Annotated in this window: 18 protein-coding genes; all 18 read right to left on the reverse strand. The window is 46.3% G+C overall.

Features of this window, described 5'->3' with window-relative positions:
* A partial coding sequence (locus B5J93_RS00970) for a DUF2789 family protein (RefSeq protein WP_143823463.1) occupies positions 1-228 on the reverse strand: 228 nt, incomplete at its 3' end.
* 374 nt (positions 229-602) lie between these two features.
* The gene (locus B5J93_RS00975; protein WP_079324003.1) at positions 603-1,589 is read right to left on the reverse strand and encodes a malate dehydrogenase; all 987 of its coding nucleotides are present in this window, start codon (positions 1,587-1,589) and stop codon (positions 603-605) included.
* Positions 1,590-2,226: 637 nt separating this feature from the next.
* Positions 2,227-4,254 carry a lytic transglycosylase domain-containing protein gene (locus tag B5J93_RS00980; protein ID WP_228144825.1) on the reverse strand — a complete coding sequence of 676 codons (2,028 nt, stop codon included), beginning with the start codon at positions 4,252-4,254 and terminating at the stop codon, positions 2,227-2,229.
* A gap of 231 nt (positions 4,255-4,485) precedes the next feature.
* Complete coding sequence (locus B5J93_RS00985) at positions 4,486-8,229, reverse strand: AAA family ATPase (protein WP_079324004.1); 3,744 nt, start codon at positions 8,227-8,229, stop codon at positions 4,486-4,488.
* Positions 8,230-8,830: 601 nt separating this feature from the next.
* The gene (ftsZ, locus tag B5J93_RS00990; RefSeq protein ID WP_079324005.1) at positions 8,831-10,015 is read right to left on the reverse strand and encodes a cell division protein FtsZ; all 1,185 of its coding nucleotides are present in this window, start codon (positions 10,013-10,015) and stop codon (positions 8,831-8,833) included.
* Positions 10,016-10,194: 179 nt separating this feature from the next.
* Complete coding sequence (gene ftsA, locus B5J93_RS00995) at positions 10,195-11,517, reverse strand: cell division protein FtsA (protein WP_079324006.1); 1,323 nt, start codon at positions 11,515-11,517, stop codon at positions 10,195-10,197.
* Positions 11,518-11,622: 105 nt separating this feature from the next.
* The gene (locus tag B5J93_RS01000; RefSeq protein ID WP_143823464.1) at positions 11,623-12,402 is read right to left on the reverse strand and encodes a cell division protein FtsQ/DivIB; all 780 of its coding nucleotides are present in this window, start codon (positions 12,400-12,402) and stop codon (positions 11,623-11,625) included.
* Positions 12,403-12,757: 355 nt separating this feature from the next.
* Positions 12,758-13,666: a D-alanine--D-alanine ligase gene (locus B5J93_RS01005; protein ID WP_079324008.1), complete on the reverse strand. Its 909-nt coding sequence runs from the start codon at positions 13,664-13,666 to the stop codon at positions 12,758-12,760.
* A gap of 46 nt (positions 13,667-13,712) precedes the next feature.
* Positions 13,713-14,132, reverse strand: coding sequence for a type II toxin-antitoxin system VapC family toxin (locus tag B5J93_RS01010; RefSeq protein WP_079324009.1), 420 nt, complete (start codon positions 14,130-14,132; stop codon positions 13,713-13,715).
* Positions 14,129-14,428: a hypothetical protein gene (locus B5J93_RS01015; protein ID WP_079324010.1), complete on the reverse strand. Its 300-nt coding sequence runs from the start codon at positions 14,426-14,428 to the stop codon at positions 14,129-14,131. The genes B5J93_RS01010 and B5J93_RS01015 overlap by 4 nt, the downstream gene beginning before the upstream one ends.
* Before the next feature lie 9 nt (positions 14,429-14,437).
* Complete coding sequence (gene murC, locus B5J93_RS01020; RefSeq protein WP_079324011.1) at positions 14,438-15,889, reverse strand: UDP-N-acetylmuramate--L-alanine ligase; 1,452 nt, start codon at positions 15,887-15,889, stop codon at positions 14,438-14,440.
* A gap of 170 nt (positions 15,890-16,059) precedes the next feature.
* A complete protein-coding gene (locus B5J93_RS01025; RefSeq protein ID WP_079324012.1) occupies positions 16,060-16,584 on the reverse strand; it encodes a GNAT family N-acetyltransferase in 525 nt (174 codons plus the stop codon).
* 168 nt (positions 16,585-16,752) lie between these two features.
* Entirely contained in the window at positions 16,753-17,835 is a 1,083-nt protein-coding gene (murG, locus tag B5J93_RS01030; protein ID WP_079324013.1) for an undecaprenyldiphospho-muramoylpentapeptide beta-N-acetylglucosaminyltransferase, read from the reverse strand.
* A gap of 320 nt (positions 17,836-18,155) precedes the next feature.
* Positions 18,156-18,965 (reverse strand): glycosyltransferase family 2 protein, encoded by an 810-nt coding sequence (locus B5J93_RS01040; RefSeq protein ID WP_079324014.1) that lies wholly within the window; start codon positions 18,963-18,965, stop codon positions 18,156-18,158.
* Between the two features lie 113 nt (positions 18,966-19,078).
* Positions 19,079-21,211, reverse strand: a complete 2,133-nt coding sequence (locus B5J93_RS01045; protein ID WP_079324015.1) for a PhoX family protein — start codon at positions 21,209-21,211, stop codon at positions 19,079-19,081.
* 184 nt (positions 21,212-21,395) lie between these two features.
* Complete coding sequence (gene gshB / locus B5J93_RS01050; RefSeq protein ID WP_079324016.1) at positions 21,396-22,346, reverse strand: glutathione synthase; 951 nt, start codon at positions 22,344-22,346, stop codon at positions 21,396-21,398.
* A gap of 12 nt (positions 22,347-22,358) precedes the next feature.
* Entirely contained in the window at positions 22,359-22,820 is a 462-nt protein-coding gene (locus B5J93_RS01055) for a type II toxin-antitoxin system VapC family toxin (protein WP_079324017.1), read from the reverse strand.
* Entirely contained in the window at positions 22,813-23,055 is a 243-nt protein-coding gene (locus B5J93_RS01060) for a hypothetical protein (protein ID WP_079324018.1), read from the reverse strand. The genes B5J93_RS01055 and B5J93_RS01060 overlap by 8 nt, the downstream gene beginning before the upstream one ends.
* Positions 23,056-23,057 lie beyond the last annotated feature (2 nt).

Below are 23,057 nucleotides of genomic sequence, written 5' to 3' on the forward strand. Positions count from 1 at the left end.
TAAGTTCGGTTGGTATAGCTCATCAATAACAAGCGACCAAACTGCATCTAGCTTCCATTCTTCACGGATAAACATACTTTGTTGCTCATCTAAAAATGGGGCATCTGCCAATGTCACATTCTCAGGCAGTTGATTGTTTTTGATAAAAGTATCAATCTCGCTATCCGAGTTTGGCAAACCGAGCTGGGCAAATAGGTCATTCATGGTGTGTTCGGCATTGTCTAACATGGTATTCTCCAAAGTAAATAAATGAATGGTAAGTCCTTAAACTTAGCTTTATTCTAACAAAATTTGGGCGTGGTAGTGTGTGTTTTATGTGCTGATTTTTATATAAATGTAAAAGACGTTGTTGGGGTTGGGGGGATTAACAATACTTTTTTAAAATACAAATTTATGTTGCGTGGATGTAGGGACGTGCCGAGCATGCCCGATAAATCATATCATCAAGGGCGTTTTCAACACGCCCCCACAAAACCTGCGGTAACTATCAAATTTGGTTAGTCAGAATACACCACAGGGCAAATTGCCATTTACCCACAAATCCTTTTCAAATAATAAAATACCCCCTATCGCACGATAAGGGGTATTTGTCTAACTGCTAATTATAGCAAATGTGCAATCGCATCACGCTCTTCGGTCAGCTCGTTTAGCGTAATATTGATACGCTCTTGGCTAAATTCATCAATCTCTAAACCTTGAACGATTTTGTATTCGCCATTTTCGCAGGTTACAGGGAAACCAAACATCACGCCTTCTGGGATACCATAAGAGCCGTCCGATGGAATGCCCATGGTTACCCATTCGCCATTTGAGCCCAACGCCCAATCTCTCATGTGGTCAATGGCAGCGTTGGCAGCGGACGCCGCTGATGACAAACCACGGGCTTCGATGATTGCCGCACCACGTTTGCCGACTGTTGGCAAGAAGGTGTTAGCGTTCCACTCTTGGTCGTTAATCATGTCTTTGACGCTCTCGCCGTTAATGGTCGCAAAACGGTAGTCAGCGTACATGGTTGGGCTGTGGTTGCCCCATACGGTTAGGTTCTTGATGTCTTTGACGGCTTTATCAGTCTTTTTGGCGACTTGGGTCAAGGCACGGTTGTGGTCTAGGCGTAGCATGGCGGTGAAGTTCTTGGCAGGTAGGTCTGGGGCAGACTTCATGGCGATGTAAGCGTTGGTGTTGGCAGGGTTGCCGACTACCAAAACTTTAACATCACGGCTTGCCACGTCATTTAGGGCTTTGCCTTGTACGGTAAAGATTTTGGCGTTTTCTTGGAGTAGGTCAGCACGCTCCATGCCTGGTCCACGGGGACGAGCACCGACAAGCAGGGCATAATCTGCGTCTTTGAACGCCACATTTGGGTCGTCCGTGCCAATCACGTCATGCAGTAGTGGGAAAGCACAGTCATCAAGTTCCATGATAACACCCTGTAGGGCTTGTTGGGCTTTTTCGTTGGGGATTTCTAGAAGTTGCAAAATCACAGGCTGGTCTTTGCCAAGCATCTCACCGCTGGCAATACGGAACAATAGGCTATAACCAATCTGACCTGCGGCACCAGTTACCGCAACACGAACAGGCTGTTTGCTCATGACTTATCCTTAAAATAAAATTTGAAAATGGAAAAAATTTTGCTCAATTTTGCCTTTTGAAACCCATTTCAAAAACTGCAAAATCGCCCTAGTGTAGCATATTTTTTGGGGTATTGGCAAAGGTTTTTTGGGGCAAATTACCACCAATTGGCTTTTGTTAATTTACCATAAAAAGCTCGTACATTGACAGGCTTGTGTAAATTAGAGATATTGGCAGGCTAAGTCATAACCATTTTCACAGGCTTTGCTAAACCAATATATAGAATGATGTTTTTGCATGAAAAATGGCTATCCGACCACTTAATTTAAAAAATTAAGTTATACCCAATAAACTTTAAAATTACTACAAACACAATGATTTGTGGATGTAGGGGCGTGCTGTGCACGCCTTGCACGGTAATGTCATCAAAAGGGTGTGCTCAGCACACCCCTACAAACCCGTGGTAAATATCAAGTTGGTTAGGTGTAAAACTCTTAAAATTTATCCAGTTAAGTGGTCGGATTGTGGCTCGAAGTCAAAAGCTCGTTTGATAGAAGACTCACAAACTTCACTTTTTCCTTGAAAAACGGGCAACTCCCCTGCGTTTTTAAACAGGCATTTTTCATTGCAAATACAAAAGGCAGGCACGCCCTAGACTTACCAAGACGGCGACACTGTTCCCATGCGTTGGCTGATTGGGGTGTATCTGCCGAGTATCACGCCATAGATGGTGGCATTTTCCATGACGTGCTTGACATACTCGCGAGTCTCTGAATACGGGATGGCTTCGACATATTGGTCAGCACTGATGGTACCATGCTTGGGCAGCCATTTGCGAGCAGGGGTTGTGCCAGCATTGTAGGCGGCGGTGGCAGGGGCGATTTGTCCGTTAAAATCACGGGTCTTATCCGACAGATACCAAGTGCCATAGCGGATGTTGGTATCAGGGTCGCTTGAATTACCACTACCGCCGATTTTACCAGCAATCATCTTGGCGGTGTTTGGCATGATTTGCATCAGCCCACCTGCCCCCACGCCCGAGCGAGCATTGGCAGCAAAACGACTCTCTTGGCGAGTGATGCCATACGCCCACGCAGGGTCAATGCCTGCACTGCCTGCATGAGTCATAAAGCTGTGCTGATAAGGCATGGGGTGGCTAATCGCTGATGCTCTTAGGGGTGAATTTTCCATGGCGTGAATGCTACGGCTATAAATCCCCATGTCGTGGGCTTTTTTGGCGGCGGCAAGCACGAGCTGATGGTCGCCTGCGTTTGTGGTGGTACGCACCGCCCAGTTCCACTCACGCTGAATATGCTCCATGCTCGCCCCACTCTCCATGAGTTTAAAGGCACGAGCAAAATCAGGGTTTTGCATGATACGAGCGGTATCTTTGGCACTGATGTTTGGCATGCCGATACCGCCGATGTCATTGGCAGTTAGGGGCATGTTTAGCCTATCACGGGCAAGCAGACCATAATAATCTAAGTTTTTGGTGAGATTTTGGTAAATCTGACGAGCCTGTCCGCCCTTGCCCGTCTGCTCATAAGCACGAGCAAGCCAGTACTGCCAAACATTCTCGCCTGCCTTGGTCTTGCTCATCGCACCGATGGCGTTAATCACGTCCGTCCATTGCCCAAAATAGATACCTGCTTGGGCGTAGTCTTCGGCTTCTTCAAAGTTAAACGGCTCGCCTAGGCTGTTTCTAAACCAATGCACCGCCTCCACATTAAAGCCGTCATCGGTATTCATATTCATACGCTTAACGGCAATGCTCCGCCACGCATAGCGACGTGCCATGTCCGAGAGCAGTTTTTGGGGGCGGGCGTTGTCTTGATTAATATCATAATTTAGCTGAGTGCTGGCCTCCCAATATGAACGATGAGCCAACTGACTGATGGCATAGACATATAGGTATTGGTTCGTCTCGCTAAACGGCATGGCATGAAACCGACTAAAAAAGCCGTTGGGGTTTGAGCGGATAGTCGCAAGCGTGCCATAGTCGATGGCTAGGTTAAGCTGACGGGCAAGGCTGATGATGTCCGCACTCTTATCAAGGGGCGGGTTGCGTGATGACAGCTGACGGGCGTCGATTCTCATCATGCGAATCAGCCGTTCGTGGCGGTCGGTGCGACTGATGTGGCGGTTATTACCCATTTCTAGGGCGAGCTTGTCGCACAAAGACTGCCTGATTTGGGTGTTTAGCCAGACATTCTCTTTTTGCTCTAAGGCACGGGCGTCATTTGCCCCGTTATAACCTAGGGCGATGGCACATGCTTCGGACGCATCGGCATTGCGGATATTAGGAATGACCGCACGCACGCTGTGATAGTCGCCTTGGCGTGCCTTTTCTTCGGCATAGTCTGCCACGAGTTTTTCGCTGATGACGTGGTTGGGGTACTGCTGAACAAAGCTGTTAATGGTGCTAGGGTCATGATAGGTGATGTCGTTGTTAAGTCGCCAATAGGTCGGGTACATGGCAAACAGCGAGCCTTGCATGCTCTGCTCATACTGATACATGGCGTTGGTGTTGGACTTTTGGCGTTCGGCTTCCATGAACTGATAGACACTGCCGTCTTGGCTATAATCTTTGGCATTGGCACATGCCACAAGCGATACGCCCATGACAGATAGGGCAAGGGTGGATAAAGATAAAAAGCGTCCAGATGAGCGATGTTTGGTGTGCATGATGAGTTCCATGATTTGGGCGGTAAAAAGATGGGTTAGCTTATCAAACTAATTTTGCAACTCATTTAGCGGTTGTATAAAAGTTGTAAAATTGGCGGATATTTTTAATGATAGATAATTAATATTGAAAACAAAAACACGGACAAACAATGCCAACCATTTTTATTTTAAAAATCCCCAAAATACACACCGAAATAACAAGCACCCCGCACTTATCCAAACACCCTTTTATCACTCACGGGGTTCTAGATATTTCTCCGCTTCTTCTAAATCGACCGTCACCAGACTAGAAATACCCGCCGTAGGCATGGTAATGCCCTTTAACTCATGTGCCGCTTGCATGGCAAGTTTGTTATGACTGATAAAAATAAACTGCACGCTGTCTGACAACTCATGAATCAGACTCGTAAACCGCCCCACGTTCGCATCATCCAAGGGGGCATCGACTTCATCAAGCACACAAAACGGAGCAGGGTGCTGTTTGAAAATCGCAAAAATCAGACTTAGGGCAGTCAATGTTTTCTCGCCCCCTGACAGCACGGCAAGGCGTGAGTTTTTTTTGCCTTTGGGCTGTGCCATTAGCACGAGTCCTGCCCGCCATTTGTCCGCCTTGGGCAAGCTCTCATCATCAATGAGTGTTAGGCTTGCCTGCCCACCGCCAAACACTTTGGCAAATAACGCATTCATCTCATCATTGACCGCTTTTAACATGCCCAAAAACAGCTGTTTGGTCTTGTCATCAATGGCACGAATGGCATCTTGGAGTTTTTTCATGCTGTCTGTGATGTCTGCCACCTGCTCATCTAGGGGCGAGACTCGCTCTTCTAACTCGGCAAGCTCTGCCGCCGCCGCCAGATTGACCGCCCCTAGCTTCTCAATGTCCGCCTTAATCTGCTCAATGCGAGAGCTGTTGTCGGCAAATACAGGCGTACTCGCCCGAAAGTCCGCCAACGTGGACGGCAGGTTAAACTGCTCATTCATGCCAAGCATCTGCTCGCCCAAATCCGCCAAACGGCTCTCCCCCACCGCCACATCGGCATGAGCATTGGCAATGCTCGCCTGTGCAGCAGCGAACTTGGCATGGGCATTGGCCAGATTCTCTTCTAGCTTGCCTTGCATGATGACCAGCGTTTTTGCCACCGCTTCATGTTCTTCGCTTTGCACTTTTAGCTCGGCGGTCTCAGCTTTTGCCTGCTCAAAGGCATCTTCTAACACAGGCAGTCGCTCACTCATCGCCACGCTCTGAGCGATAAGCTCCTTGGTCTCAGCATCCGCCTTTGCCACGTTCTCATGCGATAACTCCAACAGCCTTGTGGCATGGGCTTTGTTTTGGGTGAGTGTGGTCTGTTTGAGTGTCAGCTCCTGTCTGTCTTGGGTCATCTGCCTGACCTTGCCTGACAGCTCATCCACGCTTACCGACAGCACATTTAGGGTGTTTTGGGCGACCTGCAATATCGGCAAATGCTCATCTAGTGCCGTCATGCTACGCCTAATCTCATCATCCATGAGCCTAAGCTCGCCATCTAGCTCGGAGAGTTCATCGCTAAGGCTTATCTTTTGGCTGTTAAAATTCTCCCATATCAGCTTATCTTGACTTATCTGATGTTCTAGTTTGACCAGTTTTGCCTTGCTCTCGTGTAGGCTGTGGGTCAGCTCGCTGTGCTTGGCATGGCGTTCTTCTTGTGCCACTCTTAGGACATCCAGCTCGCTCATCATCGCCTTTAACGACCGCTGTTTATCATCTAACTCACTCTCTATCTGCCCCAGTCTCTCTTCTAGCTCATCTAGGCGTTTGGCGTGTTCGGCTCGCTCGCTAAGCACGCCCTGCCCCAAAGCAGAGACATGCACGACCCCAAAAGAGCCAATAATCCATCCTGTCTTTGTCAAAATCAGCACGCCTTGGGCAAGCTCATCCGCCCATGCCGTGACCAGTTTATCAAACCCCTTTTCATCAAGCGTTTGGATATCGACATCCAGCAGATACACGCCCTGCCACAGTGCCAGCGTGGGCGATTTTATCAAGGCAGTGAGCGGAATGAGTTTATCACTACTTTGCCTAAAATTAGGTGCGGTATAAAGCACCATGCTCGGCAAGCGTTCATGAGCAGACAGCCCCGAAGTCTCGCCTTTGTGCTTGGCTTTTTTGCCGTCTTTTTTCTTATCCTTTTTATCATCATGGCTGCGCTTACCACCGTCCATGGCTGTGGGCAGATGATTGATGAGTGGCAACAAAGAAAAATCACGCTCACCATCTAGCACCCGAGCATCCAGCCAAAAGCCCAGAAATTTATCCAGAACATCGGCATATTTTTCGCCATCACGGGTTAGCTTAATGCTGTCTTTTAATAAGTCCAGTTGGGGCAGAGCGATACCATCCACACAGCTTTTGGTGTCAGCCCCACTGTTGTCTGTATCATCATCCGTGCCGTCATCATCGGCGGACGGGGCGTGTTTGGGCTTATGCACCAGTTTGTGCAGGGTGTCATACTCGCCCATCATGGACGCATGGCGTTTTTCTAATGCAGACAGCTCATCTTGCAATGCTTTGACCTGCCGACTTTTTTCATCAAACACCTGCCTGTCGTCGTCATCGGACAGCTCATCTATGGCAAGATTTAGCGTGACGATGTGGTTCGTCAGCGACTTTATCTCATCCTGCTCTTTGTCGTGGTTTTGCTCTTTGTTCTCGTGCTTATTGATGAGTTCTTGGTATTTTTTGGTGACTCGCTCGTGGCTTGTGAGCAGGCGGTTTTTTTGCGCTGTCGCCAGTTTGTGCGTGTTTTCTAGGTCGTTCTTTTTTTGGGTAAGCTCGCTCACTTGCTGTTTGGCAGTGTTAAACACCCCTTGGGCTTGGGTCAGCTCATCTTGTAAGGCGGTCAGTTTTAACGCCCCCTCGGTTACATCGGGGCTGATTTGCCCAAGCTCCTTGTCAATCTCATCAATGCTTTGTTGGTTCTCCACAATGCTCGCCTCTGACTGGGCTTTGAGCTCGGTTAGGCGGGCGATTTTGTCTTCACAACTGGCAATCTCTTGGTTTAGGCTATAATAGTTATGCTCTGCCGTCTGCTCTTTCATGCGAGCGTTATGGTAGTTGTCCCGTGCGTCATCTTTGAGCCAGTTTGCCTCGGCAAGTTTGGCTGAGTGGACGTCCAGCTCTTTTTTGGCTTTACCCACCGCTTGTTCTAGCTCGTGCAGGATTTGGGCGGATTTGTCTTTGTCTTGTTTTTTGGCTTCTAGGTATTGCCATGCCTCAAAAATGCGTTTTAATAAGTCGTTTTTGTTCAGCTCAAACAACTCATCATTTAGGGCTTGGTATTTTTTGGCGGACTCGGCTTGACGGATGAGTGTTTTGTGCTGTTTTTTAAGCTCGCCTTGCAAGTCATTAAGTCGTGCCAGATTATCCTTAGTTTCATTTAACTGTTTTTCGGTCTCGGCTCGGCGTGCCTGATAGCGTGACACACCCGCCGCCTCTTCGATGAACTCACGCAGTTGCATAGGGCTAGAATCAACAATCCGCCCTATCATGCCCTGCTCAATCACCGCATAACTTCTCGCCCCAAGCCCCGTCCCTAAAAACACGTCCACCACATCACGGCGACGTACCTTTTGCCCATTGATGTAATAATCAGACTTGCCCTCCTTGGTCACTTGACGGCGTAGGGTCAGCTCATGGTATAGGTTTAGAGCATGGCGAATGCCTGTACTCTCATCTTGGGTATGCTCAAAGGTCAGCTCCACGCTCGCCAGAGATTTACCCGCTCGCCCTTCCACCCCTGCAAAGATGACATCGCTCATCGCCCCGCCCCGAAGCTGTTTGGCACTCGTCTCGCCCAGCACCCAGCGTATGGCATCAATCACGTTGGACTTGCCACAGCCGTTTGGACCAACAATGGCGGTAATGTCGTGCTTAAAGGTAAAAGTCGTGGGATTGGCAAAGGATTTAAAGCCTGATAGTTTTAGAGATTTTAGACGCATGAGAGATGAATATGGCAGTTAAACTAGGACAAGGGGACGTATTATAGCAAATTTTAGGCGGTGTTTGGCAAAATCCATTACTTCACAACAAAGGGTGTATATAATACGCCCTCGCTCGCATGGCACAAATACTCAGGATGATTTGATATAAAATCCAACAATCCATAAAGGCTTGTTAATGTGTATAAAACCCCACCACCCCACGCCAAATGATAAACCATAATACACAAATGAACTTTAACAACTAAATAGAGCATGTTGAACTTTATTAACAAAACAAAAAACGATTTTGGTACAATGCAAGCTCTAACCCAAACAAAGTACCAAAATCGTCATGGCTTGCACCTTACTCACAAATGAACAATGGCACAAGTTAAAATCTTAAAATTTACCCAGTTAAGTGGTCGGATTGTTTTTCTGCGTCAAAAACTTGTCTGATAGAAAACTCACAGCCTGCGTTTTTTTCTTGAAAAACGGGCGATTCCCCTGCTTTTTTAAACAGGCATTTTCATTGCAAATACAAAAGGCAGGCACGCCCTATTTATTTTACCATCAAATAAAACAAAACCCCACCAATGGCAGGGTTTGCACAAAGAGCATACTACTTATTATGCTGTTGTGATTTTAGGTAGCTATTCACATCAATGCGTGTCTTGACCTGCGGAGCGGTCTGCGGCTGAGCCTGTGCTTGCACTGACTGTGCCTGTGGCTGAGTCTGCTGTGCTTGCTGCCTACTCTCCAAGGCACTGACATGACCTGCGGGGGCAGTTTGTAGGTTCTGAATCGGAGCTTGTTGCACAGCGACTTTTGGACGGTCATCCAAGGTCAAACCCGTGGCAATGACTGTGACATGAATCTCATCACCCATGCTCTCATCTTGGACATAGCCATAGAAGATATTACCTTCTTCTAAGTCAGCAATCGATGACAACGCTTCGGCAATCTCCTCAGGCTCGCTCATCATCAGCTCAGCTGCGGTAATGTTCACCAACAGCCCCTTGGCATTTTCAAGGCGAATGTCATCAAGCAGTGGTGAGCGAATGGCTTTTTCGGCAGCTTGTCTGGCACGGTCATCGCCACTGGCACGACCGATACCCATCATCGCATAGCCTTTGGCAGTCATGGCAGTACGCACGTCTCTAAAATCGGTGTTAATCACCACATTATCCGCCGTATCCACGATTTGAACCAAGCCACTCACTGCGTGCAGAAGTACGTCATCGGCTTTTTTAAGAGCATCTGTAAAAGAGATTTGCTTATAAATCTTCAACAATTTTTGGTTAGGAATGGTGATAATCGCATCAACCAGCTCTGTTAGTTGGCTAACACCATCTTTGGCAGACTTCATGCGTTTTTTGCCTTCAAAGTCAAATGGCGTGGTCACCACAGCAACGGTCAAAATACCCATCTCTTTGGCAACACGAGCCACCACAGGAGCGGCACCTGTACCTGTACCACCACCCATGCCTGCGGTGATAAATACCATATTATAGCCATCTAACATCGAGCGAATTTCATCTTCGTCTTCTTCGGCGTAACGGCGACCTTCCTCAGGATTGCCGCCTGCACCCAAACCTTCCGAGCCAAGCTGAATCTTGTGTGGCACGGTCAGATTATCAAGAGCGGTACGGTCAGTATTGGCAGCGACAAATGTCACCCCATTAAGACCTTCTTGTACCATATGCTCGACCGCATTACCGCCACCGCCACCCACACCAAAAACGATAAAGCGTGCTTTACCGTAGTTTACTTGACCGTCATCTGCATCAAGACCATATTTAGACATTTATTTCTCCGAATTCTTTTATCATATTGACATAGAAACTATTTTGATATTATAACACCAATTCACCCCATATTAAATAGCAGGGTGAATGATTGGCTTGAAATCAGCTGTTAATGGGCAAATGTAGCCAAGATAGACGTTTATTATCTTTTACCCTAACCTTTAAAATCGCAATATCATCACAGTAGCTGTCTTAATTTATCAAACCATGATTGGCATTTTTGCCCAACACGACCAAAAAAGCCCACTCTATCCAAATCGCCAAACTGCCCACGCTCATCGCAAGCATACTGCTCACTTTGATAATACATGAGTGCCCCGATGATACTATGTAATTTCGGGTCGGACAGATGTGTTTTTAAAAGCCCGATATCATCATCGCTAAGCAGTTCAGTATGCACCACCACCTTTGGGTTGATGTCCATTTGACGTACGCTGACACCAAACTGTCTTTCTATCAAGCTGGGCAAATCCCTCATGTCCGCCCCGCCACCTGCCAACACCACGCCCATGTCCATGAACTGGTCTAGTCCTTTGGCGGTCAATTCATCAAAAATCTCATGTAGCAATGTCAGATAACGTGCTTCAATGATACTGGCAAGTTTATACAAATGAACCGTCAATTCGCTGTCATGATGACGTTTTTTAAGCGTGATAAAATCACTTTTGCTTTGTTTGCTGGCGTTCGCTGAGCCGTGATGTTTTTTTAAAGATTCAGCTTCTAATAAAGTCAGTCCAAGCGTACTGGCGATGTCCATGTCCACCAATTGCCCACCCACAGGCAGACAGCGAGTGTAGAGCAGCATGCCTTCTTGGTACAGGCACACTTTGGTGAGTGCTGCACCGATGTCAATAAAGCACACACCACGCTGTTTTTCATCACCACTTAGGGCGTATTCACTGCTGGTTACCCCATCAAAAAACATGGGATGAACTTCTAGGTTATTTGAGACCATCAAATCCTTGATTTGGGCATAAAACATGCTAGGCACGCTGATAAGATGATAGCCAACGGTCAGTTTATGAGCCAACATGCCCACGACATCTTTACCACTTTGGTCATCATCTAGCCAAAAACGCTGTTGGCACAACTGCACGTCTTTATGTCCTTTTTGTGCCAGTCCTACTTTGGCGTCATTTAAAATATCCCGAACATCATCATGGCTTATCTTACGTCCAAGGGTGTCGCCCGTGGGATTGTGTCCTGTGATGATTTTATCTTGAATGCCGTTTTCACCCATCATCGCAGGACTGGCAAAAGACAGCCCGACATAAGAGACTTGCACGCCTGCCATGTCAATGGCTTCTCGCAACGACTTATGAATGGCACTGAGCAGATGTTCACGATTGACGATTTGACCACCAAAAAACGCGTCCGTTTTGGCAAGTCCAAGCCCCATGATTTGGGTTTTTTTATGATGAACGTCAAAATAGCCCACAACGGTATAAACCGCCGTGGAACTTAGATGAATCACCGCATGAATGTCAGAATCGGGTATCATAATTGACCAAAATTAGGGGAAATCCCCCGCCCAAAAACAAGATTGTCAAAACACTTGTTTTAAAAATCTATCAAAAATAAAATAAATCAAATTTTAAAATAACCTTTATTTCTTATTTCGCCACGCAATAGAAAAACCGTTTTTATAACGCAAATCAACCGACTGCATGTCATTGATACGCTCAGCAAATCGCTCATTTAAAATCTGTGCCAACTGATGAAGTTTTTGTGTGGTATTCTCATCATCAACAACCACCCTAAGCCCGTTATGAAAACGTATAACCCACGTGTTGCGTGGTGTCAATATCAAATCATCCACCGTCAGACCGAGCGGAGCAAACTGCTGATTGACATACTGCATTTGACGCATGATGGCATCTGCCTGTGTCGCCGAGCCATGCAATGTGACCAAATCAAGGTTCATGACATCGCCTTTATCGGCAGGTCTAAACACCACGCCGTTAGCATCAATCATCTCTTGACTGCCGAAATTGGCAATAGGCTTGCGTGGCACCGCCTCAACCGTAATGCCCTGATACCAGTCACGGCGTACAGTCGCATGCTCCACCCACGATAAGCTTATCACACTGTCATGGATTTGGTGCAAATTACCCCCAAAAAAAGGCATTTCTCCAAAGGGGGCGATTGCCTGCATCAATGACTGACTCTCTGGTGTGGTCAAATTTGACGCTTCCACATGGATGGGTTTGGCAGGGCTTTTGCCGATGGTTTGCATGGCAAAAAAGCCAATGGCAAACATCAGCCCAAGCGTCACCAAAGCCGATTGCCATGATTTTGACAAATGCTTGTCATCATGCCCCTCATGCTCATGGTTGATATGGTCTGCTGTCATCTCTGCCACGGTTGCACCCAATTGGATAGCCAAATATCACAAATGTATCGCTAAAACAACCTTAAAAATGAACGCTTGCGTACATATTTTATTAAACAAGGCTAAAATTTATATATTTTACCCTATTCTTATTTTAATTTAAAGTAAAAATCATCACTAAATGACTGTTTTTACATGGCGTTACATTTTACCAATAAAATTGTTGGGGTTAATTCGTACCAATCCCAACATTCAAAATATAAAACAATCATTGTTATCACTTAAAATATATGATAAGTTTAAAAACTAGGGCAAATCAGACTCGCCCTAGTTTAATATATCAATAAGCAAATTATAATTTACCCAGCAATCCAACCAATATTAGGCTTTATGGCAAACACATCATTATTTATAACGTCTGTTCTAAAATCTTCACACACAAATCCGCAAATTCAATCCCTGCTTCTTTGGCTGCCATTGGCACAAGGCTATGGTCGGTCATACCCGGCACGGTATTGATTTCTAGGACATAAAGCTTGCCGTCATCAGATTTTAAAAAGTCCACACGAGACCAGCCACGCCCACCCATGGCAGAAAAAGCACGTTTGGCAATCTCGCCCATTTCACGCTCTTGTTCGGCAGTTAAGTCAGACGGGCATTGATACACCGTGTCATCACGCAGGTATTTGGCTTCATAGTCATAAAACTTGCCCTTAGGGATAATGCGAATACTCGGCAAGACATCATCGCCAAGTAACGAACAGGCGTACTCGCCTCCTGTAATCGCTTTTTCTGCCAAAATCTCGCCATGATACTGTTTTAGCTTAGGATACGCCTTTGCCAAACCGCCTGTCTCTTCTATCATCATCACACCCACACTAGAACCCTCACTGGCGGGTTTGACAAATAACGGTAAGCCAAAGTCTGCCTCCACCGCATCAAAATCGCTGTCATCGTGCAACACCACATAAGGCACATTCGGCAAGCCTAGCGACTGCCACACCAAACGGCAACGAAACTTATCCATGGCAATGGCGGATGCTAGCACGCCACAACCTGTATAAGGAATCTTAAAGCCGTCAAGCACGCCTTGCAAACTACCATCTTCGCCAAAAGTGCCATGCAAGACATTAAACACACGGTCATACTCACGCAAGTTTGAAATTTCGGTCTCTTGTGGGTCAAAATGATGAGCGTCCACACCTTTTAAAAGCAGGGCATTTAGCACCGCCCTGCCACTATTTAAAGACACTTCACGCTCGGCACTAAACCCACCGCAAACCACAGCGACTTTGCCAAATTTTGTTACATCGTTCATATTTTATTCTCTATATAAGTGCAAATTGCACAAGGTTAATTGTTGGTTAATTATCAAACCAATTTTCAATCATCAAACCGTCAATATATTTAAAATCATCCACATTGCGAGTTACCAAAATGGCATGATTGGCTAAGGCAATGGACGCAATTTGACTGTCGGCAAAAGATAAAGTTTTGCCTTTTGCTCGGCATTCGGCACGGATTTTGGCGTGAATGTCGGCACATTTTGGTGTATATTCATACATCGGCATCAGTGCAACTTGTTTTTTAATAAAAAACTCAACATCTTTTTTGCGTTTGCCGTCTGGTATACAATACAAGCCATATAGCAATTCATGCCAAACGGTAATCGCCAAAATCATCTCATCTAAATGCGTGCGGTATTTTTGCACCACATTTTCACAGCGATTAACTTTGGTAATTTCAGACAAAATATTATTATCAGGCAAAATCAATCGTTTCATTCAAAACTCACTTCTCGCCCAACATCGTTTTTATCTCTCAAACTTGCCAAAAATTTATCATAATCATCATCGCTCATTTCATCATTGTCAAATTCGACAATCATTTTTTGATGAAATTTTTCATATTCCAAAAAACTCTTTTGTAAATCGGACAATTCGGTTTTTTGAGTGGCGGTTTGCTCTTTTTTGTGTTGAAAAGTCGCTATCCAATCAATCATTTCTTGCTGCATGGATATTGGTAATGATTGAATATAATTGACCGCTTGATTGATACTAGTAATAGGCTGTGTTTGCATATTCACCCCCTATAAATACAAATTATTATCCCGAAGCTCCAAACAAATCTGCCCCACATTGCCCGCCCCTTGCGTGATAAGCAGGTCATTGGCGTGTAGGGTAACTTTTAGCACTTGGGCGATTTGTTCTTTGTCATTGACACTTAGCACAATCGGCTCAACCTGCCCACGCTCACGCAGTGAACGAGCCAAATCGTTGCTACTCGCCCCCTTAATCGGCTCTTCGCCAGCACTGTACACATCCAGCAAAACAAGCTTATCCACCTGCGATAAGACATTGACAAACTCACTAAAACAGTCCCGTGTACGGCTGTAACGGTGTGGCTGAAACATCATCACCAAACGGCGGTCGGGGTAGCTTTGGCGGGCAGCACGAATGGTCGCTTGCACTTCGGCAGGGTGATGACCGTAATCATCAACGAGCAGGATATTACCCCCGTCATGATTTACGTCTGCTTGCTGTTCAAAGCGTCTGCCCACGCCTGCAAATTTACCCACCGCACGCACAATCGCCTCATCGTCCACGCCTTCATCGGTCGCCAGCGTAATCGCCCCCAAGGCATTTAGCACGTTATGCTCACCGGGGATATTTAAGGTCAAGCGAAGCGGTTCACGGTCTTTACGCAATACGGTAAAATGCGTGCGAGTGCCGTCCACCACCACGTCCACCGCTTGCACGTCATTATGCTCTTTAAAGCCAAAAGTCAGCACAGGGCGAGCAATGTCATCAATCATGCCATATAGCTCATCATCATCGCCACACACCACCGCCAACCCATAAAACGGCATATTGTGCAAAAACTGAATGTAGGCTTGTTTTAGCTTATCAAAACTACCGCCATAAGTGTCCATGTGGTCTTCGTCAATGTTGGTAACAATGCTCGCCATCGGACGCAAACTCAAAAAAGACGCATCGGACTCGTCCGCTTCCGCCACAAGGTATCGGCTACTACCCAAGGACGCATTTTTGCCAGAGGCGTTCAATTTACCGCCAATCACATAAGTTGGGTCAAGTCCCGCTTCGGTGAGCATCATCGTAAGTAGGCTTGTGGTTGTGGTCTTGCCATGAGCCCCTGCCACCGCAATGCTGTGGCGGTATCGCATAAGCTCGCCTAGCATATCGGCACGGCGAACCACAGGCAGTCGGGCTTGCAAGGCGGTCTGAATCTCAGGGTTGGTTTTGTCAATGGCGGACGATACCACAATCACGTCGGCGTTTTTGATATTGGACGAATTATGCCCGATAAACACCGTAATGCCCAGGCTCTCTAGTCGCTTAGTAACCACGCTTTCTTTGATGTCTGAGCCTGTTACCGTATAGCCTTGATTGGCAAGCACTTCGGCAATTCCGCACATACCTGCCCCACCAATACCGACAAAATGCACGGTGTTAATCCGTCTCATCTCTGGGATTTCAATGAGTTGTTTGGGCAGGGTTTTGACGTTGGTTGAATTTGGCATAACTTTTTCTCTTTTTAGGTGTTAAATGGGCTGGTAAATAATTACCATGATTTTTTATTTGGATAACCTTTAATTTAAAATATCCAATTCATTTAAAATTTAACTATTAATATATAAATAAAATTTCATTTAGCAAATCAAGACAAATATTTTACCCTATCATTTTCAAATCAAAACCGATACATATAAACCGCATGGTTAATAATATCGCCATTGACATTTTCATTATTGGCAATGATACCACAAAACTCAAATCCCAATCGCTCGGCGACTTGTCGGCTTGGGGCATTATGCTCGCCTGCCTTAATGTCCACCACATCCATGCCATAGGTATGTTTGGCAATGTCCATAATCGCACGCACAGCAAGGGTCATGATACCACGCCCTTGATATTCTTGGTGTAGCCAATAGCCAATCTCCGCCTTTTTTAGATGATGATAAATGTTATTTAAACTCACCGCTCCAATGATTTTATCATCATAAATAATATGGGTATGAATAGCTTTGTCATCGGCATATTGGTGTAAGGCAAATTTGACAAATTCACGATAGCTATTTTCACTAAAATCATTCGCCCACGGTAGCCATTTGCCCAAATAATCTTTTTGGGTATTAACAATGTCAATCATTTGACTGGCAAATGATGAATGCACTAAGGTTAAACTTAATGTGTCGTTGATTTTATAATAAAACATTTTTAATTTATCGGAAAAAAGATATTGTAAATTAATGATATTTTTTGTTAATTTGTAGGGGCAAATTACATTTACCCTGTGATAAAGTGTTGATTTTTGGGCGTTGTGTTCGTCCCTGCACGTCCAAATTTTAAAATATATCTTTATTAAACAATGCCAAACAACAAACTAACCCTTAACCACACGCTCCACAATATCCGCCACTTGCGTGGTCGTGTCTGTTTTGGCAAAAGCTCGGGCATTATTTGCCATATCTAGACATTGCTGACGGTCAAGATTACCCAAAATCTGTGCAAGTTTTTCGCCCGATAATTCACTTTGGGGGAGTAAAATCCCCGCCCCATGCTCGGTTAGGTTCTTGGCATTGGCGGTTTGGTGGTCGTCCACGGCGTGCGGTAGCGGAATAAAAATCGGAGCAACGCCCACACTGGCAATCTCGGTTACCGTCAAAGCCCCTGCCCGACAAATAATCACGTCCGCCCAACTGTACGCCTGTGCCATGTCATCAATAAACGGTATGACTTCAAACACATGACGGCTTGTATCAATCCCTGCTTGTGAGTAAGCAACCAACATGGCGTTATGGTTGTCCTTGCCGCATTGGTGTCGCACGGTTAGGGGCTTGTCGGACAACTTTAACAGCTCTACCACCGCTTCATTGATGGCTTTTGCCCCAAGCGAACCGCCCACCACCAGCACCTTTAGGGGCGATGTATCCGCCACGTCATAACGCTCGCTTGGCGATGTGGCGTTGATAATCGCAGTGCGTACAGGGTTACCCACCGTAACAAGTCTGTCGCCCATGCCACTAAATGCCCCGTCAAAGGCTTGTAGTACTTTTGCCGAATGGGGGGCTAGGGTCTTGTTGCTCATGCCTGCAATGGCGTTTTGCTCGTGAATGATGAGTGGTTTGCCTGATAATTTGCTTGCCAATCCCCCCGGTACGGTAACATACCCACCAAAGCCGATAACCACATCTATGTTGTTGTTTTTGATGATATTTTTGCTTGCCATAACCGCTTTAAACAGCATAAAGGGGAGCTTAATCATGCGTGCCAACCCCTTACCCCGAAGCCCTTGCATATCAATATGGTGCATGGTGTAGCCATGTTTGGCGACAAGCTCATTTTCCATACCGTTTGGCGTGCCAAGCCAATGCACTACCGCCCCACGAGTTGTCAGCTCGTCCGCCACCGCCAACGCAGGAAAAACGTGTCCGCCTGTACCTGCCGCCATAATCAATACATTCATCGTTATTCTCTAATTTAAAATTTAACCCCCTATTTTGTAACAAAATGGGGGAAATTACAAGGGGAAAATGAGTGGGTGGGGATATATTTTAACCAAAATTACAAAAAGACAAATTAGGGCGTGCCCGCCTTTTGTATTTGCAATGAAAAATGAGAAAAATCGCCAGTTTTTCAAGGAAAAAACGTAGGTTGATAGTCATTCTATCAGACAAGTTTTTGACGATGAAAAACAAGATTTAGCCATTTTTCATGCAAAAACGATTGGTTTTATTTCTAAAATAGTTCTATATCATAAATAGTGTTATAAAGGGTAGGCACGCCCTAGCTTAATATAACAGGGAACCTGCCCTTTTGCTCCGCCAAAATGCGTTGTAATTTTTGGATTCTGTCAATGGCGTTTTGGGTGGATTGATTGGCTTTTTTGAGGTCGGTATCTAAGACTTGGCGGGTATTTTTACCAAACAACATGGCATTAAAAAGATGATTGGCGTGCATATTGTCATGGCAATGATAATACACAAACACGTCAAAATCAGGGTTATCAAACAGCGTAGCAACCCTTGCTGTATCAATCGTGGCAAGCCCTAACGCTCCGTCTTCTCCACCAAATTTTTTAAAAATTTCATCATCGTCAAACCGGCCCAACGCCAAAAAATACGGACGATAAAACACCATATTACTCCCTGCGGTCATCTCAAAGGTTCGCCATGCCATATCAAAATTAGGGTGGCTTGCAAATCTGTTTGGCAAATCAACAGGCTTCATCGGCAAACGAACAAGCCCCACGTCAAACCGCTCAAAAATCATCGCACACGCCGATAGCACCTGCCTGCCATAGCTATCATCAGCGTCCAAGAAAGCAACAAAATCCGACTTGGCAAGCATTGCCCCGATATTGCGAGCCGTTGCCACGCCCTTATTTTGGGTAAGTTTCTCAGCATGGATTTTGTCAGGATAAGCGTTTTGTAATGACAGTATTGTTTGCCATGTGTCATCGGTTGAGTCGTCATCAATAAGATAAATCTTGCCCAAATGCTCTTGTACCAACACACTCTCTACCGCACAGGATAAGGTATGGGCGGTATTATAACAAGGAATGACAACGTCTATGGCGTGGGGTTGGATTGACATAAATAGTCCTGTGATTTTTGTAGTTTTGGGGTATTTTAGCATAGAATTTTTTGTAATTTTTACAATAAAAAAGAGCGGAAAAATATCCACTCTTTTATTTTAACCAACTACGTTTATCCGTCCAACGACTCCGCCAAAATCACGCCACCGTCTTTTTTGGTAATCACCACCGTGCCAGAGCGTGGGGTTTTGCCCCCTGCCACCGCCCCAAATGTACCCTCAGGGTGCTGAATATTGATAAACAACGCCTTACAATCAGGGGTCATGGTAATGCCTGTTACTTCACACCCTTTTGGTCCGGCAAAAAAGCGTTTTAGCGTGTCGGGCGTGGCTTTTGCCCCCATGTGGGTGGTTTTGCCTGTGCTTGTGGTCAGGCTCGCCCCGTCTCCGATGTGGTTTGGCAGGCTTGCCAGTAGCATACAGTTGGTCGTTTTGGTGTACGCCCCGTCATCGGTCTGAATCCACAGCACGCCACGGGGGTCAAAAAACAGCCCATCAGGGGACGATAAGTCATTCTCGGCGGTCAAGCCCGATAGGTTTTGCTCGTGCTTGTCATGGGGAGATGCAAACAGATAAATATCCCAAACAAACGTACCACCCACGCCCCCTGCCGTCTCGGCAAAGCGAATGATATGCCCGTGCTGATTGCCCTTGCCGTCATAACTTCTAGGGTTGGCTCCGTTCACGTCTTCTTCTTTACGCTTAGAATTGTTGGTCAAAGTTATATAAATCTCACGAGTCAAAGGGCTTACCGACACCCATTCAGGTCTGTCCATTTTGGTCGCTCCCACCTTATCGCCTGCCATACGGGCAAACACGGCAATCTCGGCATCGCTCTCAAAGTCGGCAAGCATGGGATTTTTCTTAGACAGCTCACGCCACTGCCCCGTGCCGTCATCGTGGAACACCGCCACATACAGCGTGCCTTTATCCAAATATTTATCGCCCACCGCAAGCCCACCGCCCACATCGGCATTTGTCCATTTGGCATCGGAGACAAATTTATAAATGTACTCGCCCCGAGCGTCATCGCCCATATAAAACACAAGCGGTTCGCCTTCGTTTGGTGGGGCAAAGGCACAGTTTTCATGAGCAAACCGCCCCAAACTTGTGCGTTTGACCGCTTTTGCTTTTGGATTAAAAGGGTCAATCTCGGTAATGTAGCCAAAGGTGTTAAAGGTATGGCGATAATCATCCGTGGCGGTTTTGCCTGCCTTGGCGGTGATGTCCCAATGGTCAAACTCGCCTGCCTGTCCGTCCTTTGGCGTGTGCCAACTGTACGCAGGGTCGCCCATCGTGTCTTCTTTTAAGCCATATCGGGCAAGGCGTTTGTCGTTTTTGTCGCCGATGATGTCCTTATCCGCCCCACGAGCGAACACATTCAAAAAATTCTCTTCGGTCGTCAAATACGTCCCCCAAGGCGAAAGCCCTGCTCCGCATTGGTTGTTGATGCCCACGCTCGATAAGCCTTGTGGGTCAAGGCGTGTTTTGACAAATTCACTGCCCTTTGCCACGCCTGACAATTGGGCTGGCGTGCCACTGGTGTAGCGTTTGTTAAAGGGCGAATCCTTGATGAGCTCATAACCTGTGGGCGTGCGTTTGACTTCCACCACCGACACACCATGAGCGTGGATTTCACGGCGAACGTCATTGGCAAGTCGTCTTTTTTGAAAAATCTTGGGAGCGGTGTCGTCTTGGTCGGAGTAGTTTTCAATGGGATTTAGGTTTGAGTTGGTGTATTCGTGGTTCATGGCAAGCAGTCCCCGTTCGGACACATCGGGGGCGTAACTGCTGTTTTTTAAGCCAAAAAACCACATTCCGTCATGGTTGTCGCCCATGCGGTATTTAAAAGATTCGCCCACCACCATACGGTCGTCCGTCCACTCACCAAGTCCGCTGACAATGGGCGTTCCCATGGGTAAAATCAGCTCGGCACGGTAACCGTCCGCCACAATCATGTCGCCCCCTGTGTAATGGGGAACCGCGGTAAATTTTAGGGCGGTTGGGCGTTTTGGGAATTTGCCTGCCCCATTGGTTGCTATTGTTGCCGTGCCTACTCCTGCTCCTGTGGCACAGCCCATAAGGGGCAATGAGCCAAAGAAACTTGCAGTCATGAGCCCTGCCCCACCCTTTAAAATGGAGCGTCTTTTGATGAGCATATTGGCAAATTCGGGGTTGTCGGTCGGGTTTGAGTCTTCGATGATTTCGTCATCGTGGTCTAGGTCGGTGTTGCTGTGCAATGGCATGGCGTACTCCAAAAGTTATCAAAGTACGCATAGGATACGAGCTTTTTATGACGGTTTTGTGAATGGTTTATGATGATTTGATGAAAATTACCGCAGTTAGTAAGGGCGTGATGAACACGCCCACGTGGCATTTCCTTAGAGTAAATTGCAATTTACCCCACAATCATAATAAATCAACCACAACTTATTTTACCAAATTTTCAATAAACTCAATAAAATCCACCGCAATGGTTGTGCCACATTGCTCGTCAATCTCACGCACGCACGTTGGCGAGGTTACGTTAATCTCGGTAATTTTTGCCCCGATAAGGTCAAGCCCCACAAAATACAAGCCATTTTCCACCAAAGTAGGGGCGACTTTTTCGGCAACAGCTCGCTCAGCGTCCGTGAGTGGCATGGCAACGCCACGTCCGCCCGCCGCCAGATTGCCCCGAGTCTCGCCCCCTTGCGGGATACGAGCCAAACAAAACGACACAACCTTACCACCAACAATCAGCACTCGCTTATCACCGTCTTTAATCTCGGGCAGGTATTTTTGAGCCATGATAGGCAGAGTTCCTAATTGGGTCAGCATCTCCAAAGTTGAGCCGATATTGGGGCTATCTGCCGTCAAACAAAAAATCCCCATACCACCCATGCCGTCAAGCGGCTTGACAATCACGTCTTGATGTTCGTCAATAAACGAGCGAATGTGCGACTGTTTGGCGGTAACAATGGTCGGACTCATCAGCTCGCTAAACTGCGTGGCAAAGAGCTTTTCGTTACACGCACGCACCGAGTTTGGGTCGTTTGCCACCAGCACGCCTGCCCGTTTGGCGTATTCTAATAGGTGCAAGGCGTACAAAAAATTCATGTCAAAAGGCGGGTCTTTACGCATCAAAATCACGTCAAATTCTGTGGCTTTGACGGTTGATTTTTCGCCCAATTTATAAAAATTATCAGGATTTTTAAAGACTTCCACGTCCTGTTTATCCACGCACAGCTCGCCCTTATCAAGCCACAAATCATGAATGCCACAATACGCCAAGCCATGCCCACGCTCGGCTATCGCCCACATCATGGCAAGGGAGGTGTCTTTTTTGTAGTTAATGGTGGCAATATCGTCCATGACGATAAGAAAGTTGAGTTTTTTCATCAGATTTTCCAGTTAAAAATTTTTAAAAATACCACGCCAATCTGCCAACGCACAGACATTGCCATGCTTTTTGGCTTTGGCGATATGGCGAGTGTCGGCACTGACAAACGTGATGTTTCGGTTGATTGCCATTGCCTGATAAATGCTGTCATACATGGACGGATAGCCACTTTTGGCATTGCCGTCTTGGCAGATTTTGGTCGCCAGTTGCCAGTCGTCAAGCGTTGGTTTATACAGACTAAGACTGGCTTTATAATAGACATTTAGGCTAGATAACAGCTTGTCCAAATCCACGCCTTTTTGCACGCACACGCCAATCACTTCGTATTCAAAAAGCGTGGGGGCGATAAATGCTATGTCATTTTGATTGCAAAATGACAAAAATTCACGGGCGGTTTGACTGTCTGGCTCGGGCGCAAAAATTTTGATAAAAATATTGGCATCCACAACCACTTTTGGCAATACGTCATACATGATAATGTGTGTCTCGCAGTTGTCTTAAAAGCTCCGTGCCTGTTTTTTCGCCTTGTTTGGGCGTGCTGTCGTCAAAATGCCAAATGATATTTTCAATGGCTTCACGGTTTTTTTGCTCAATCAATGACGCAAACAGCCGATTGACATACTCCGACTGCTTGTCAAGCCCACATATCTTATCCAACGCCACGGCAAGCTCTTCATCAATCACAAACGTTCTTTCAACCACCGCCATAA

It is taken from the genome of Moraxella equi, from assembly GCF_002027555.1.
GTDB classification, from domain to species: Bacteria; Pseudomonadota; Gammaproteobacteria; order Pseudomonadales; family Moraxellaceae; genus Moraxella; species Moraxella equi.